This is a genomic window from Pseudomonas sp. JUb42 (genome assembly GCF_024807945.1).
GTDB lineage: Bacteria > Pseudomonadota > Gammaproteobacteria > Pseudomonadales > Pseudomonadaceae > Aquipseudomonas.
On sequence record NZ_JANUFD010000001.1, the window covers coordinates 356,889 to 372,508 of the forward strand.

The 15,620-nt window shown below is 56.1% G+C and carries 17 protein-coding genes; 5 read left to right on the forward strand and 12 right to left on the reverse strand.

The features are described from left to right. Positions 1-15: 15 nt before the first annotated feature. Positions 16-357 carry a Grx4 family monothiol glutaredoxin gene (gene grxD, locus M2401_RS01665; RefSeq protein ID WP_259098711.1) on the forward strand — a complete coding sequence of 114 codons (342 nt, stop codon included), beginning with the start codon at positions 16-18 and terminating at the stop codon, positions 355-357. Between the two features lie 178 nt (positions 358-535). Here grxD and bfr read toward each other — a convergent pair whose 3' ends face one another. The 4 genes from bfr to pyrC form a co-directional block, all read right to left on the reverse strand. Beyond that, complete coding sequence (gene bfr, locus M2401_RS01670; protein ID WP_259098712.1) at positions 536-1,009, reverse strand: bacterioferritin; 474 nt, start codon at positions 1,007-1,009, stop codon at positions 536-538. Between the two features lie 199 nt (positions 1,010-1,208). Further along, positions 1,209-1,427, reverse strand: coding sequence for a bacterioferritin-associated ferredoxin (locus tag M2401_RS01675; protein ID WP_259098714.1), 219 nt, complete (start codon positions 1,425-1,427; stop codon positions 1,209-1,211). 316 nt (positions 1,428-1,743) lie between these two features. Next, the gene (rnt, locus tag M2401_RS01680) at positions 1,744-2,424 is read right to left on the reverse strand and encodes a ribonuclease T (protein WP_259098715.1); all 681 of its coding nucleotides are present in this window, start codon (positions 2,422-2,424) and stop codon (positions 1,744-1,746) included. Next, the gene (gene pyrC, locus M2401_RS01685) at positions 2,421-3,467 is read right to left on the reverse strand and encodes a dihydroorotase (RefSeq protein ID WP_259098717.1); all 1,047 of its coding nucleotides are present in this window, start codon (positions 3,465-3,467) and stop codon (positions 2,421-2,423) included. The genes rnt and pyrC overlap by 4 nt, the downstream gene beginning before the upstream one ends. A 148-nt stretch (positions 3,468-3,615) precedes the next feature. On the opposite strand from pyrC, the gene M2401_RS01690 reads away from it, so the two are divergent. Together M2401_RS01690 and M2401_RS01695 are read left to right on the forward strand one after the other, a co-directional pair. Next, positions 3,616-4,530 (forward strand): OmpA family protein, encoded by a 915-nt coding sequence (locus M2401_RS01690; protein WP_259098718.1) that lies wholly within the window; start codon positions 3,616-3,618, stop codon positions 4,528-4,530. A gap of 120 nt (positions 4,531-4,650) precedes the next feature. Next, positions 4,651-5,868: an argininosuccinate synthase gene (locus M2401_RS01695; RefSeq protein ID WP_259098719.1), complete on the forward strand. Its 1,218-nt coding sequence runs from the start codon at positions 4,651-4,653 to the stop codon at positions 5,866-5,868. 93 nt (positions 5,869-5,961) lie between these two features. Here M2401_RS01695 and M2401_RS01700 read toward each other — a convergent pair whose 3' ends face one another. The 3 genes from M2401_RS01700 to M2401_RS01710 all read right to left on the reverse strand — a co-directional run bounded on the left by M2401_RS01700 (position 5,962) and on the right by M2401_RS01710 (position 7,657). Then, positions 5,962-6,240, reverse strand: coding sequence for a hypothetical protein (locus tag M2401_RS01700; protein WP_259098720.1), 279 nt, complete (start codon positions 6,238-6,240; stop codon positions 5,962-5,964). A 396-nt stretch (positions 6,241-6,636) separates the two neighbouring features. Beyond that, on the reverse strand, positions 6,637-6,912 hold the full coding sequence (locus M2401_RS01705) for a hypothetical protein (protein WP_259098722.1): 276 nt from the start codon (positions 6,910-6,912) through the stop codon (positions 6,637-6,639). Positions 6,913-7,093: 181 nt separating this feature from the next. Next, positions 7,094-7,657, reverse strand: a complete 564-nt coding sequence (locus M2401_RS01710; RefSeq protein ID WP_409033863.1) for a hypothetical protein — start codon at positions 7,655-7,657, stop codon at positions 7,094-7,096. A gap of 1,185 nt (positions 7,658-8,842) precedes the next feature. Between M2401_RS01710 and M2401_RS01715 the strand changes: the two genes are divergently transcribed. Beyond that, positions 8,843-9,469 (forward strand): response regulator transcription factor, encoded by a 627-nt coding sequence (locus tag M2401_RS01715; RefSeq protein WP_259098725.1) that lies wholly within the window; start codon positions 8,843-8,845, stop codon positions 9,467-9,469. Positions 9,470-9,601: 132 nt separating this feature from the next. Here the strand turns inward: M2401_RS01715 and M2401_RS01720 are convergent, their stop codons facing one another. The 4 genes from M2401_RS01720 to metG form a co-directional block, all read right to left on the reverse strand. Continuing rightward, positions 9,602-9,784, reverse strand: coding sequence for a PA3496 family putative envelope integrity protein (locus M2401_RS01720; protein WP_259098727.1), 183 nt, complete (start codon positions 9,782-9,784; stop codon positions 9,602-9,604). Positions 9,785-9,889: 105 nt separating this feature from the next. Then, positions 9,890-10,528: an endonuclease III gene (nth, locus tag M2401_RS01725; protein ID WP_259098728.1), complete on the reverse strand. Its 639-nt coding sequence runs from the start codon at positions 10,526-10,528 to the stop codon at positions 9,890-9,892. Continuing rightward, a complete protein-coding gene (rsxB, locus tag M2401_RS01730; RefSeq protein ID WP_259099862.1) occupies positions 10,525-11,541 on the reverse strand; it encodes an electron transport complex subunit RsxB in 1,017 nt (338 codons plus the stop codon). Before rsxB ends, nth begins: the two co-directional genes overlap by 4 nt. A gap of 210 nt (positions 11,542-11,751) precedes the next feature. Further along, positions 11,752-13,794 carry a methionine--tRNA ligase gene (gene metG, locus M2401_RS01735; RefSeq protein ID WP_259098730.1) on the reverse strand — a complete coding sequence of 681 codons (2,043 nt, stop codon included), beginning with the start codon at positions 13,792-13,794 and terminating at the stop codon, positions 11,752-11,754. A gap of 176 nt (positions 13,795-13,970) precedes the next feature. On the opposite strand from metG, the gene apbC reads away from it, so the two are divergent. Then, complete coding sequence (apbC, locus tag M2401_RS01740; RefSeq protein WP_259098732.1) at positions 13,971-15,065, forward strand: iron-sulfur cluster carrier protein ApbC; 1,095 nt, start codon at positions 13,971-13,973, stop codon at positions 15,063-15,065. Positions 15,066-15,202: 137 nt separating this feature from the next. Here apbC and M2401_RS01745 read toward each other — a convergent pair whose 3' ends face one another. Next, positions 15,203-15,412 (reverse strand): cold-shock protein, encoded by a 210-nt coding sequence (locus M2401_RS01745; RefSeq protein WP_002554837.1) that lies wholly within the window; start codon positions 15,410-15,412, stop codon positions 15,203-15,205. Positions 15,413-15,620: the final 208 nt, after the last annotated feature.

The following is a 15,620-nucleotide window of genomic DNA, read 5'->3' on the forward strand; positions in this document are numbered from 1 at the left end:
AAGCCGAGGTGCTCCATGGATATCATCGAAACAATCAAAGAGCAGATTGCTAACAACACCATTCTGCTTTACATGAAAGGCGCGCCGAATGCCCCGCAATGCGGCTTTTCGGCCAAGGCTTCCCAGGCTGTCATGGCATGCGGCGAGAAATTCGCTTATGTCGATATCCTGCAAAACCCTGAAATTCGTGCCAACCTGCCGAAATACGCCAACTGGCCAACCTTCCCACAGCTGTGGGTAGCAGGCGAGCTGGTCGGCGGCAGCGACATCATCACCGAGATGCAAGCCAACGGTGAGTTGCAGACGCTGATCAAGAACGCCGCTGCTGCTTCGGCCGACAACAAGTCCGAGGCGTGATTCTCAAGCGAGTGCCCGTCCCGACGGGCACTTGCTGTGAATCGCCAGCCACAAAAAAGCCCTGCAAGTGCAGGGCTTTTTTGTGTGCGCTGTCAACGTAGGACCGGCTTTAGCCGGGAGGGCTTGGTTGCGGCTCTCGCGGCTTAAGCCGCTCCTGCGACGAGATCTGATTTACCGCTTAGTCATCACCCATCTGCGATTGCAGATAGTTCTCGATGCCGACCTTGTCGATCAGGCCCAGTTGGGTTTCCAGCCAGTCGATGTGTTCTTCTTCGGATTCAAGGATGTCTTCCAGCAGCTCGCGGCTGCCGAAGTCACCGACCACTTCGAAGTGAGCAATGGCGGCTTTGAGATCAGCCAAGCCTTTCTGCTCGATCTTCAGGTCGCATTCAAGCATTTCCTTGGTGTGCTCGCCGATCAGGATCTTGCCCAGGTCTTGCAGGTTAGGCAGGCCTTCCAGGAACAGGATGCGCTTGATCAGCTTGTCAGCGTGTTTCATCTCGTCGATGGATTCGTGGTACTCGTGGGCACCCAGCTTTTTCAGACCCCAGTCCTCGTACATGCGTGCATGCAGGAAGTATTGGTTGATCGCGACCAGCTCGTTTCCGAGGATCTTGTTGAGATGCTGGATGACTGTAATGTCGCCTTTCATGTTCGAGGTCCTGCCGTGGAGAGGTATATAGGACGCAAGTTTGAGCCGCACTTATACGTCTGTCAAACCTAAGTGTTTGAATAATAAGTGAAAATAAATAGGAATAAGAATGTTTGAGTTCCGCATCTTGTCCCTAAGCGCTTGAATTACAGACATAAAAAAACCGGACACAGGGTCCGGTTCTTTACAAATGCGTATTTCAGGCAGCTGAAAATTCTGCCGGATAAGCCAGTGAAACCTGGGCGGTTTGCAACTGGGTCAGGGTTTCACGTACCACTTCCTTCGCAAGGCAGGCACATTTCCCACATTTGCTGGCGACTCCCAGCGTTTGGCGCACTTCCTTGTAGCTGCAGCAACCTTCGAGGATTGCATCGCGGATTTGTCCGTCAGTAACACCTTGGCAGAGGCAAACGTACATATAAGGAAACCGTGGTTGGTTATGACTCGATATGGACTGGATCTTAATGTTAATGAGAATGCTTGTCAAAGTTACTTTGGAATCAATCCCGTAACTGGCGATGAATGGTAAACCCTTATTTATATAGGGTTATAAGGCGCGAGCGCGGGCTCGTAGGCGCTGTCCAAGGCTGCAAAAGCGGTGTGCCAGACAAATCCATTCGCTGCCTTCGGCAGCTCCTTAAAAAGTGCGTTTCAGATCATGGGCTTGGAATTTCAGGCAGAAAAAAACCGGCCTGATAAGCGCCGGTTCTTGTGTTGCGTCAGCCAGGGCCGCTTCAGTCGTCGAAGTCTTCCCAGCCGCCCATTTCCTTCCAGCGATTGACGATGCCGCAGAACAGCTCGGCGGTCTTCTCGGTGTCATAACGAGCCGAGTGGGCCTCGCGTCCGTCGAAGTCGATGCCGGCGGCCTGGCAGGCCTTGGCCAGTACCGTCTGCCCGTAGGCAAGCCCGGCCAGGGTCGCGGTGTCGAAGCTGGAAAACGGGTGAAACGGGTTGCGTTTCATGTCCAGGCGCGCGACGGCGGCGTTGAGGAAGCCCAGGTCGAAGCTGGCGTTGTGGCCGACCAGCACGGCGCGTTTGCAGCCATTGGCCTTCAGCGCCTTGCGTACACCTCGGAAGATGTCATTCAGCGCGGTTTCTTCGCTGACGGCCATGCGCAGTGGATGGTCGAGCTTGATCCCGGTGAACTCCAGGGCCGCTGCTTCAATGTTGGCGCCTTCGAAAGGCTCGACGCGGAAGAAATAGGTGTGCTCGGGGAACACGAAGCCTTTCTCGTCCATGCCGATGGTCACGGCGGCGATTTCCAGCAGGGCATCGGTGGCCGAATTGAAGCCACCGGTCTCTACGTCGATGACGACCGGCAGGTAGCCGCGAAAGCGCGCTGCCATGGGATGGCGCGAACCCACGCCGCCACCACCGTGGCCGTCTTGCTCATCGTCGTAATGGTCTTCACTCACTGTTGTTTCTCCAGCAGGCGCCAGCGCAGTTTTTCACCGGCGCGCAGCGGGATGACGGACAGCTCGCCAAACGGCAGGCTGGCAGGGGCTGTCCATTCTTCGCGGATCAGCGTGATGCTGTCCGTGTTCGGTGCTACACCATAGAAGGCCGGGCCGTTAAGGCTGGCAAAACCTTCCAGTTTGTCCAGCGCATTGCGCTGTTCAAACGCTTCGGCATACATCTCGATGGCGGCATAGGCGGTATAGCAGCCTGCGCAACCACAGGCGGCTTCCTTGGCGTGCTGGGCATGGGGGGCCGAGTCGGTGCCGAGGAAGAACTTGCTGCTGCCGCTGGTCGCGGCATCGAGCAGCGCACTTTGATGCGTGTTGCGTTTCAGGATCGGCAAGCAATAGAAATGCGGCCGAATTCCGCCCACCAGCATGTGGTTGCGGTTATACAGCAGGTGATGCGCGGTGATGGTTGCGCCGACGTTGGCCGAAGCCTCGTTGACGAACTGCACGGCATCGCCGGTGGTGATGTGTTCGAACACGACCTTCAGGGTAGGGAAACGCTCGACGACACGGCGCATATGCTCATCGATGAACATTTTTTCCCGGTCAAAGACGTCGATGTCGCTGCGGGTCACTTCACCGTGTACTAACAGGGGCATGCCAACTTCGGCCATGGTCTCGAGCACGGCAAAGATCTTGTCGATGCTGGTGACGCCCGAATCGGAGTTGGTCGTGGCGCCCGCCGGGTACAGCTTGGCGGCGTGGACGAAACCGGTGGCCTTGGCCGCGCGGATATCCTCGGGCTGGGTCAGGTCGGTCAGGTAAAGCACCATCAGCGGCTCGAAGCGACTGCCGGCCGGGCGTGCGGCCAGGATGCGCTGGCGATAGGCGTCGGCTTCCTGGGCGTTACGTACGGGGGGCACCAGATTCGGCATGATGATTGCGCGGCCAAAAGTGCGCGCAACGTCAGCAACGGTGTGCGGCAATACAGCTCCATCACGGAGGTGAATGTGCCAGTCGTCGGGACGCAAAAGGGTCAGGAGGTCGGACATTGGGGATTCCAGGCGGGTCAAACTGGCTGGGAATGCTACCGGAAAAGACTCTCTCAGGCACTCGCTATCAAGTTTTGCAGGAACGTACCGATAGCTGCACATAGAAGTAAATTTTTGTTACGCGACACTTTTTGAAATGGAGCCTCCCGTGCGCCAGCGATATTTAGCCTTGCTCAGCATGTTCGCCAGCCTTCCGGCCATGGCGCTTACCTTCCAGACGCGTCTGGAAAGCATTGAGTGGAAGGTCGAAGGCGACAAGTTCGAGTGTCGCTTGAGCCAACCCATCACCGGTTTCGGTGCGGGCGAGTTCGTGCGCCGTGCGGGAGAGCAGGCGACCTTTCGTCTGAATGCGCCGGGCAACATGCTCGGTCGGGGGTCTGCGACCCTGATCGCGGCGGCCTCGCCCTGGCAGCCGGGTCGTGGCGATATCAACCTGGGTTCCGTGCGGGTGGTTAACGGTGATGTGCCGTTCAACAGCTCCCAGGGCCAGGCCGGGCAACTCATCAGCGGCTTGATGGACGGGCGCAGCCCGGTCATCCGCCACTATTCCAGCCAGGGCAGCGGCCTGATGGAAGTGCGCCTGCTGCCGGTCAAGTTCAGCCAGGCCTATACCGATTACCAGTTGTGTGTGGCCAAGCTGTTGCCGATGAACTTCGAACAGGTCAAGCAGACGGAAGTCGGCTTTCCCGGCGGCGGTATCGAACTGGATGCCAATGCCAAGCGTCGGCTGGATACCATAGTGGCCTTTATGAAGGCCGATCCGACGGTCAATCACGTCGATCTCGATGGCCACTCCGATAACAGTGGTAATCGTCTGACCAACCGTGACCTGTCTCGTCGGCGCGCGCTGGCAGTGATGGAATACCTCAAGGCTCAGGGCATTCCCGAGGAGCAGATCAACGTCCGCTTCCATGGCGAGGCCTATCCGTTGGCGCCGAACACTAACAACGCCAACCGTGCGCGCAACCGTCGGGTCAATGTGCACCTTGATCGCGCCCCTGCAGACCAAAAGGCCGCGCCTGTGCCCGTGGCCAGTTCGACCAGTGCAGCGAAGATCTCCTGACGGAGTCGCACAGGCGAAAGATTCTGTCGCTTGGTCGTCACAAGCTGTCGCGCCTCTATAACTTCAACCGTTTCGACGGTAGAATCACCGGTTTTCCGTACAACCCGGTGGAGTGATGGCATGGCGGACGTAAACAAGGTAGTTCTGGCGTATTCCGGTGGCCTGGATACTTCGGTAATCCTCAAGTGGCTGCAGGATACCTATAACTGCGAAGTGGTGACCTTTACCGCTGACCTGGGTCAGGGCGAAGAAGTCGAGCCGGCACGCGCCAAGGCTCAGGCCATGGGCGTAAAAGAAATCTACATCGACGATCTGCGCGAAGAATTCGTGCGTGATTTCGTGTTTCCGATGTTCCGCGCCAACACTGTCTATGAAGGCGAGTACCTGCTGGGTACTTCCATCGCCCGTCCGTTGATCGCCAAGCGCCTGATCGAAATCGCCAACGAAACCGGCGCTGACGCCATTTCCCACGGCGCTACCGGCAAAGGTAACGATCAGGTTCGTTTCGAACTGGGCGCCTACGCCCTCAAGCCAGGCGTGAAAGTGATCGCCCCTTGGCGCGAGTGGGACCTGCTGTCGCGCGAGAAGCTGATGGACTACGCCGAGAAGCACGCGATTCCGATCGAGCGTCACGGCAAGAAAAAATCCCCGTACTCGATGGACGCCAACCTGCTGCACATCTCCTACGAAGGCGGCGTGCTGGAAGACACCTGGACCGAGCACGAAGAAGACATGTGGCGTTGGACCGTTTCCCCGGAAAACGCGCCTGACGCACCGCAGTACCTGGAGTTGACCTACCGCAACGGCGACATCGTGGCCCTGGACGGCGTTGAGATGACTCCAGCGACCGTGCTGGCGACCCTTAACCGTATCGGCGGCGAGCACGGCATTGGCCGTCTGGACATCGTCGAGAACCGTTACGTCGGCATGAAGTCGCGCGGCTGCTACGAGACGCCCGGCGGCACCATCATGCTGCGCGCCCACCGTGCGATCGAATCGATCACCCTGGACCGTGAAGTCGCTCACCTCAAGGATGAGTTGATGCCCAAGTACGCCAGCCTGATCTATACCGGCTACTGGTGGAGCCCTGAGCGTCTGATGCTGCAACAGATGATCGATGCGTCCCAGGCCCATGTGAACGGCGTTGTGCGCCTGAAGCTGTACAAGGGCAATGTGATCGTCACCGGCCGCAAGTCCGACGAGTCGTTGTTCGACGCTAACATCGCGACCTTCGAAGAAGACGGCGGTGCGTACAACCAGGCCGACGCGGCGGGCTTCATCAAGCTCAACGCCCTGCGTATGCGTATCGCGGCCAACAAAGGCCGCAAGCTGTTCTAAGAGCGTTTTTGCGCAAGAGGCAGCCCCACATGGGGCTGCCCCTGGAATAGGTGTGTACCGGGCTCATACGCCTGGCTGTGTTGCCTGTTGCATTCAACGTTGTGCTTTCTTGATAGTGCTGTTGGTCTTTTTCGACGTTGCCCCATACGGTGCCCGCTGTTCCTGTGCCTGATTGCCCGCAAGGGGTGATGTCGGTTGCAGAAAAGCCAACAAGTCCTCCATTTTCTTGCTGTAGCGTTTCATGAGTGCCTCAAGTTTCTGTTCAAACTCGAGGTCTTTTATCAATGCTGTATTTTTTTTCAGTTTCTCCATTCTTTTCAATTGTTGGTTTAGCGCGTTTTCAGTATCGCGAAACTCTTTGAGTAATGACATAGAAACTCCGGGTGACAAAACATTTCAAGTTGATAGGTGCCGAAAGCATTTTCGCTAACTGGGCCGTTACAGTTCGTATCCTTGATCGCATTTCGGTAGCGATCGTCTGAACATTAGTCGCTTTTGTATGGAGACGCTTCAAGCCTGTTTTCGCGGTGAACTGCAGCCGTCTGAAGGTTGGATGGGCAAATGCCTGGTTCTGCGCTTCGAATAAAATGGCCCACGAGTACACAGCTGTATATCTCGATGTTTTTACTCGTTTTCCTACAGTTTTTGATGGCTTTTCTTTGACTCATAGTTATGCCTCGTAAAAGATTTCAGTGTTTTTCCTACACATTAACCTGTATCGAAAAAATACGGGGGTATCGGGGCAGGGTAAAGCGCAGGGCATGTGTTTCATTTTGCAGACTTCACAGCACTCTCTTGGTTTTTCCCTCGTTTGTAACCATCCTCCTTGTGCTCGGTCGGTGCATGAAAAACCTTGGGGTTGAAATTAAGTGTCAGGAAAAACATCACCACCAGGGCAGATGGAAAAGCGATTAAAAACCAGCTGTATATCTTTCGATCCTGTTCACCCAAGTAAGGCAGTACGCTGGTTGCCGAGGCTTCGGAAAGTGCGGCAAAAATGGCAATGATCGTGATTGGGTTAATAAGACGGGTCGGGTATTTCATTTGAGCGTCCTTTCAGTTGTCAGGAGAGAGCTCGTTTAATCAGAGTGTGAGATTTTTGCAATAGACAAAAGGGTTATTCATTACGTTCAGTGCGACGAGGTCCGGTAGCAAGTCGATAGCCTGGATGGCAGAGTGGTCGGACTTCTACCGGCACCTGTAGCCAACAAACGTGGATGTTTATTTAGGTGAGATCGGGGTCCTCGTTTGAGTGTTTGAACTCTATTCGGTAAGCCTTGCCGATGTTCCACACTTGTCGCAGGTTGAGTCCGAGCATTTGAGCAATCTCCTGAGCTGTATAACCGAGGCTGGAAAAGTGCATGGCATGCCCCGCGACGACATCATCTATTTCCGACGGATCTTGCCGTGCCTCTCGTTTGATCTCCAGTATGGGACGGCTGAAGGCGATCTTCACCCCGTGCTCAATGGCAAGTTGTCGAATTTCTTTCTTGTTCATTTTCAATGAATATTGCAATGCACACACGCCCGCTCCCTTGGCTACGAGTCCCTTTAACTGCTCGGCCTTGGCTTGCCTGTCCGGCTCGACAGGGCAAAGTGCTGCGCAGGCGATACCTGGCTCAGATGATGAATCGACAGACTCTGCGTCGGGTATTACATCGATGACACCTCCCTTGGCAACGAACTGCTCTACCGCAGCAGTCAGATCCAGAGTGTTTGGATCATAGGACGTCGAATGAGAAAATTTATTGTTCATGGCATATCCCTTTTTGAGCATGGTTATACACATGACCAATCCAAAAGGAGTGAGTGCGCGCTCCTCAAGTAGTCGAAGAGTCAATATCTTTGAATGGTCATGTTCCTGTCGCTCGAATCCTTTCCGTTCGCTCGATACGCAGATTCCATCTAGTGCAACATAGTTGAGGGGACCACATATCACGTGCCCATTATTTGAAGGCGCGCTATTTGATTTCCTTGGCTTTTGCGGGAGTAAAAAGTGGCTTGTTTTTTGAAAAAGTAACGACAGGTAATGGCATTTGCAAGTGAAAAAAATCACTTTACATGAATTTTATTGTCGAGGGGGTGGCTGTCTTACATGTTTGTTTTTGACGTCTGTTAGTTGTGTAGTCCCTTTCCTCTTTGTTGGGAGGGGGATGGAAATCAGCAGCAATATAGTATTAGCTGTTTGTCGAATGAGCTATATAGGCATGAAAGGTTAACGCATTGCGAAGTGTTTGTCGGTTAAAAACTAATAAGACGGTTGTTGGGGTGTTGTGGTGAAAGGCTCTATAAGGAGAGCGGTATCGAAAGTCTTATAGAGTGACTTTACGGAAGGAATTGTCTGAAAACTCTGTAGCTTTTTTCCCAAAATATATATGTGTATATAAAAAAGCGTAGCAGGGTGTGTAATTTTTTGGTCTCGAAAGGGCAAACGATCAGTGTTCGCAATAAATTCTGAACCTTCGTTCGAATGCTTTCCTGTTATCGAGGTTATTCTGGGCGGATGAGTTGTCTGCTGCTGCGTAAATGCCCGCTAACCCGGCTCAGGAAAGTCAATCGGTACGAAAGATCTCGAGGGCGATCAAAAGTAGTGGCTATGAGCTATGTTGTAGCGGTTGGGGTGATCAATGGTGTCCACAAAGGCTCATATTCATTGGCCCGGTATAGGTGTATTGATTAGTCCAAAGGGGTATTTGATAGGTGCGAGTGCTTATTGTAATAATTCTTTTCATCAGGTTGTGGTTTGCCATCATGCGCTATCGACTTCGTAATGCTTTATGTCGTTTCAGGGAGAATCTTTCGTGAAGGCTATGGAGGCGCTATCTGTTTTGCTTAATTTTGTAGGAAAAATCTGTTCCGGAAGTGGGAATGGTCTTTGGGTGTTAGTCCGTAGGGGGGTGTGCCATGCAAAGCAGTAAACGACTAGGCTATTGTGCTGACTCTGAAAATTCTAATAGCAAAATTTGGACTGCCCATGAATAAAGTGCTGATCGTGGACGATCATCCCGTCATTCGCCTTGCCGTACGCATGCTGATGGAGCGTCATGGTTATGAGGTCATCGCGGAGACAGACAATGGAGTGGACGCACTGCAACTGGCGCGTGAGCACTTGCCGGATATCGTAATTCTGGACATCGGCATCCCCAAACTCGATGGTCTGGAAGTCATTTCCCGTTTGTCCGCCATGACCCTGTCATTCAAGGTTCTGATCCTGACGTCCCAATCGCCGGGGCATTTCTCCATGCGCTGCATGCAGGCCGGAGCGGCAGGCTATGTGTGCAAGCAGCAGGACCTGACCGAATTGCTCAGCGCCATCAAGGCGGTGCTGTCGGGCTACAGCTATTTCCCCAATCAGGCCCTGCACACCGTGCGTTCCAGCATGGGTAACGCCAGCGAGGCGGATATGGTCGATCGTCTGTCCGGGCGGGAAATGATGGTGCTGCAGCAACTCGCCAGGGGCAGGACCAACAAGGAAATTGCTGACAGCATGTTCTTGAGCAATAAAACCGTCAGCACTTACAAGACTCGCCTGCTACTCAAGCTCAATGCTCATTCGCTGGTTGATCTCATTGAACTTGCGCAGCGCAATGGCTTGGTCTGACTCGCGCCGGGTCCAACTATTGGGAGGGTAATAAACGAGGTATTGCCTGATTTGACTCGTCTATTTGCAAATGCGTCAAAGCCCCTTGCTGAGGAGGGGCTTAACCGTTGGGGTTCGGGGCAGGACAGGAGGTCAGAGATCGAAATCGTAATCGGCCAATTGCTTTTGCAGGCGGCGTTCTTCAAGCAGGTTGTCGATAGTGCGGCGCTTGCTCAGATTGGTCTTGGCCTGCTCGACGGGAGGTTGTTCACTATCGTCCGCTTCAACAGCAATGAAATCGTCGTCTACGTCTAACTGCTCTTTGTCAGTACTCATCACTTGACTCCAGGCTTAGGCTGTCATTGGCGCACCTTATAGCGAGAATCCCGAGACGGGTAAAAAAGATTTTTTCAATCGATTGACACTAGAACTCTCTATCAGTCAATCGTCCGAGGTCTTGAGCTTGTATTCGCACAGGTCTTCGATCCTGCAACTACCGCAGCGTGGCTTGCGTGCCTGACAGACATAACGGCCGTGCAGGATCAGCCAATGGTGTGCGTCGAGCAGATACGGTTTGGGCACGAACTTCATCAGCTGCTTTTCAACTTCAACGACATTCTTGCCCGGCGCGATGCCGGTTCGGTTGCTGACCCTGAAAATATGCGTGTCGACGGCCATGGCTATCTGACGGAATGCGGTGTTGAGCACGACGTTGGCGGTCTTGCGACCTACGCCGGGCAATGCCTCGAGCGCCTCCCGGGTTTCCGGGACCTGGCTGTTGTGGTGCTCTATCAGCAGTCGGCAGGTCTCAATCACGTTCTTGGCCTTGCTGTTATACAGGCCGATGGTCTTGATGTACTCGGACAGGCCGTCCACACCCAACGCAAAAATCGCTTCGGGCGTGTTAGCAACCGGATACAGCTTTGCCATGGCTTTGTTAACGCTGACATCGGTGGCCTGGGCTGAAAGGATGACCGATATCAACAGCTCGAACGGCGTGGTGTAGGCCAGTTCGGTCTTGGGATCCGGATTGTCTTCGTGCAGCCGACGAAAAATCTCAAGGCGTTTCACTGCATTCATGACGACGACATTTCCTTGATAGGGGGCTGACCGGCGTCCTGTAACGCCTGTTCGGCCCGTTCAACTTCTGCGCCCAGCGTCTGCAACTGTTCTTGCGGGGCCTGGTTGGTGCGAGCCTTGTTCAGGGCGGCCCGGGCCATGGCCAGCTGGATCTTGGCGCGCTTGAGGTTGCCATCATCCACTGTCGGCGCCGTGACCGTTGGCATGGCTACAGCGCTGTTCTGAATAAGCAGGCGCTCCAGTTCCTGTTCGGCCTGTTCGAATGCTTGCCCCATTGTTCGCAGTTGGACGGCCTGCTCGGCAATGGGGGGGTGTCTGAAGGCTTTCAGTGCCTTGTGCAGCTGGGCGCGACTCATCGCCACGGCAATGCGTGCCTTTTTCAGGGCTTCGTCCTGGACGGCGGCAGGGAGCGCGCCTGATGCCGCTGCGCTCGGGATGGCCATCGTGGCTTGGGCCGTGCGGGCCTTTCGTTCGGCAAGGCGCAGCTGCTCTTCCCGATGCAGACGAGCGTTACGGAATTCAAAGCGTTTGCGGGCGCGATCGCGTTTAACCGCCCGGGTCTGGCGTTGTTCGCTGTCGAAGGCCAGACCGCCGACAATCGGCGTAATGCCGCTGGGGACCAGTGGCAGCATATCGATGCAATCGACCGGGCAGGGGGCTACACACAGGTCGCAGCCCGTACATTCATCGCTGATCACCGTATGCATCAGTTTGGCGGCGCCGACGATGGCGTCTACCGGGCAGGCCTGGATGCATTTGGTGCAGCCAATGCACTCGGCCTCGCGAATAAATGCCACCTGGGCAGGCGCCGAGCCGCGTTCGCTATCCAGTGACAGCAAAGGAACACGCAACAGCTCTGCCAGGGCGGCGATGGTCTCGTCGCCGCCGGGCGGGCATTTGTTGATCGCTTCGCCTTGGGCAATTCCTTGTGCGTAAGGCTTGCAGCCGGGATGGCCGCATTTGCCGCACTGGGTTTGCGGCAGCAGCGCATCGATACGCTGGATCAGGCTCATGGGTTCACCCGTCATGATCTTTCAGGCCTTGGGGCTGTCGGGCAGCAAACACGGGCCTGTAGGAGCTGCCGAAGGCTGCGATTGGGTCTGTCGGATGCACCGCTTTCGCAGCCTTCGACAGCTCCTACAAAAATCGTATTCCAATCAGGATAGTTGCGCAGCCGTTGATAAGAGCCGGCAAGCCGGCTCCCATATCGCGCCTGATTGGTCTTACTTGATCCGTTGACCCGGCTTGGCGCCGCTGTCCGGGCTGAGCAGATAGATTTCTTCACCGCCAGGACCAGCCGCCATCACCATGCCTTCGGAGATGCCGAAGCGCATTTTCCGTGGCTTGAGGTTGGCGATCATCATGGTCAGGCGACCTTCCAGTTCCGCCGGGTTCGGGTAGGCGCTCTTGATTCCGGAGAACACGTTGCGTTGCTCGTCGCCGATGTCCAGGGTCAGACGCAGTAGCTTGTCGGCACCGTCCACGTGCTCGGCCTTGACGATCAGGGCTACGCGCAGGTCGATGGCGGCGAAGGCGTCGAAGTCGATTTCTGCCGACAGCGGATCCTTGGCCAGTTCACCGTTGCCTTTGGGCGCGGTGTCGGTGGCCTGGGCGGTCAGGTCTTCTTTCGAAGCGGCAGTCATGGCCTCGACCTTGACTGGATCGATACGGGTCATCAGGGCCTGGAACGGGTTGAGCTGATGATTGCTCAGCAGGGTCAGGTGGTCGTCCCAGGTCAGTGGCGCGACGTTGAGGAACTGCTCGGCATCGGCGGCCAGTTGCGGCAGTACAGGCTTGAGGAAAATCACCAACTGGCGGAACAGGTTGACGCCCAAGGCACAGATGGCCTGTACCTCGTCCTGTTTGCCTTCCTGCTTGGCCAGGGCCCACGGCGCTTTTTCGGCGATATAGGCGTTGGCGCGGTCGGCCAGGCCCATGATCTCGCGCATGGCGCGGGCAAAGTCACGGCCTTCGTAGGCTTCGGCGATGCCGGGCGCGGCAGCGAGGAAGGCCTCGGTCAGTTCCGGCGCGGCATTGCCGGCCACCAGCACGCCTGCATTGCCCTTGTGGATAAAGCCGGCGCAACGGCTGGCAATGTTGACCACCTTGCCGATCAGGTCCGAATTGACCTTCTGCACGAAGTCTTCGAGGTTCAGGTCCAGGTCGTCGACGCCACGGCCCAGCTTGGCCGCGTAGTAGTAACGCAGGTATTCCGGCGACAGGTGTTCCAGGTAGGTGCGGGCCTTGATGAACGTACCGCGGGACTTGGACATCTTCTGGCCGTTGACGGTCAGGTAGCCGTGCACGTTGATACCGGTCGGCTTGCGGAAACCGGCGCCTTCGAGCATGGCGGGCCAGAACAGGGCGTGGAAGTTGACGATGTCCTTGCCGATGAAGTGGTACAGCTCGCCGGTGGAGTCCGGCGCCCAGAAGGCGTCGAAGTCCAGTTCCGGACGGCGCGCACAGAGGTTCTTGAAGCTGGCCATGTAACCGATCGGTGCGTCCAGCCAGACATAGAAATACTTGCCCGGCTCATCCGGGATCTCGAAGCCGAAATACGGCGCGTCGCGGGAGATGTCCCACTGTTGCAGGCCGGTGTCCAGCCACTCGGAGAGCTTGTTGGCCACGGCGTCCTGCAGGGTGCCGCTGCGGGTCCAGCTCTTGAGCATGGCGTCGAAGGCGGGCAGGTCGAAGAAGAAGTGCTTGGAGTCCTTGAGCACCGGCGTGGCGCCGGAGATGGCCGACTTCGGATCCTTCAGATCGGTCGGCGCATAGGTGGCGCCGCACTTCTCGCAGTTGTCGCCGTATTGGTCCTCGGTGCCGCACTTCGGGCAAGTGCCCTTGATGAAGCGGTCGGCCAGGAACATTTTCTTTTCCGGGTCGAAGTACTGGGTCACCGAACGGGTGGCAATATGCCCGGCATCGCGCAGGCGCGTGTAGATCAGGCTCGACAGCTCGCGGTTTTCATCCGAGTGGGTCGAATGGAAATTGTCGAAGTCCACCAGAAAGTCGGCAAAGTCGGCGCTGTGTTCGGCCTTGACGTTGTCGATCAGCTGTTCCGGGGTAATGCCTTCTTTTTCCGCGCGCAGCATGATTGCCGAGCCATGGGCGTCGTCTGCGCAGACATACACGCACTGGTTGCCGCGATGCTTCTGGAAGCGCACCCACATGTCGGTCTGGATGTACTCGAGCATGTGGCCAAGGTGAATGGAACCATTGGCATAGGGCAGGGCGCTGGTGACGAGAATCTTGCGTGGCTCGGACATGGGGCTCGGCTACTTGAAGTGAAACGGAGGTCGGCCACTATAAAGGTCTGAGCATTTTTTTTCACCCCGCGCTGACGTGGGAATGTGCCTTGATGTGCGGCGAAATCATGCCGCGGTTCGAGAGAAGGGGTAGGATAGCCGCCTGTTTTACTCAGCCATTTCTTCGGGAGTTACCCATGAGCGCAGTCAGTCGCGCCGCGGTGGAAGCCGTCCTTCGTCAATACACCGACCCTTATTTGAACCAGGACCCGGTCAGCGCCGGTTGCGTACGGGCCATAGAGATCAATGGCGGGCAGGTCCAGGTGCGCCTGGAACTGGGTTATGCCGCCGCGTTGTTCAAGAATGGCTGGGCGCAGATGCTGCAGATCGCCATCGAGGGCCTGGACGGTGTGTCCTCGGCCAAGGTCGAGATCAACAGCGTGATCGCCGCGCACAAGGCCCAGGGCCAGGTGCCGAGCCTGAGCAACGTCAAGAACATCATCGCCGTGGCGTCCGGCAAGGGCGGTGTGGGCAAGTCGACCACGGCGGCCAATCTGGCGCTGGCCCTGTCTCGCGAGGGCGCGCGGGTCGGTATTCTCGATGCTGATATCTATGGTCCGAGCCAGGGCGTGATGTTCGGTATTGCCGAAGGTACGCGACCGAAGATCAAGGATCAGAAGTGGTTCGTGCCGATCGAAGCCCATGGTATTGAAGTAATGTCCATGGCCTTCCTCACCGACGACAACACGCCGATGGTCTGGCGCGGGCCGATGGTGTCGGGAGCGCTGCTGCAGCTGGTCACTCAGACCGCCTGGAATGACCTGGACTATCTGGTCATCGACATGCCGCCGGGCACCGGTGATATCCAGTTGACCCTGGCGCAGAAAGTGCCAGTGGCCGGTTCGGTCATCGTCACCACTCCGCAGGATCTGGCGCTGCTGGATGCCAAGAAGGGCGTGGAGATGTTTCGCAAGGTCAATATCCCTGTTCTGGGCGTGGTCGAGAACATGGCGGTGCATATCTGCTCGAACTGCGGCCATGCCGAGCATCTGTTTGGCGAGGGCGGCGGTGAGAAGCTGGCGTCGCAGTATGGCGTCGACCTGCTGGCTTCGCTGCCGCTGTCGATGCTGATCCGCGAGCAGGCCGATGGTGGCAAGCCGACGGTGATTGCCGAGCCGGAAAGCCAGATTGCCATGGTCTATCAGGAACTGGCTCGTCAGGTGGGCGCGCGGTTGGTGTTGCAGGAGGCGAATAGCCAGGCGATGCCGAGTATTTCGGTTAGTGACGACTGACCCGAGACGCCCGTAGGACCGGCTTTAGCCGGGAGGGCGCCTCCCGGCTAAAGCCGGTCCTAGGGGGCAATCGGTTTTGCGCAGGCATAAAAAAACCCCGCTTTTGGCGGGGTTTTCTTTAAGCGAATAAGGACAAGTTAGATAACTTGAACTTCTTCAGCTTGCATGCCTTTCTGACCGCGGGTAGCGATGAAAGAAACCTGTTGGCCTTCTTTCAGGCTTTTGAAGCCGTCGGATTGGATAGCTTTGAAGTGCACGAACAGGTCGTCACCGGATTGTGGAGTGATGAAGCCGAAGCCTTTTTCATCGTTGAACCACTTAACGGTACCAGTTTGGCGATTGGACATAGTATATCTCCTTGGACAAAGTTAACTGCGACTCAGGAAGAGCCCTGGCCGAGACTGAGTGCAAAGAGCTGGAAAATTCATGGAGATGGTTGGATCGAAATTCAACATCGTGTAGAGATTCTCAGTGACACAAGCAACACAGTGGCGCCACCTTAACCCTTTTTCCGGGACGTGCCAATGGTCTGTGAGCGATTATTTCCAATCCCGG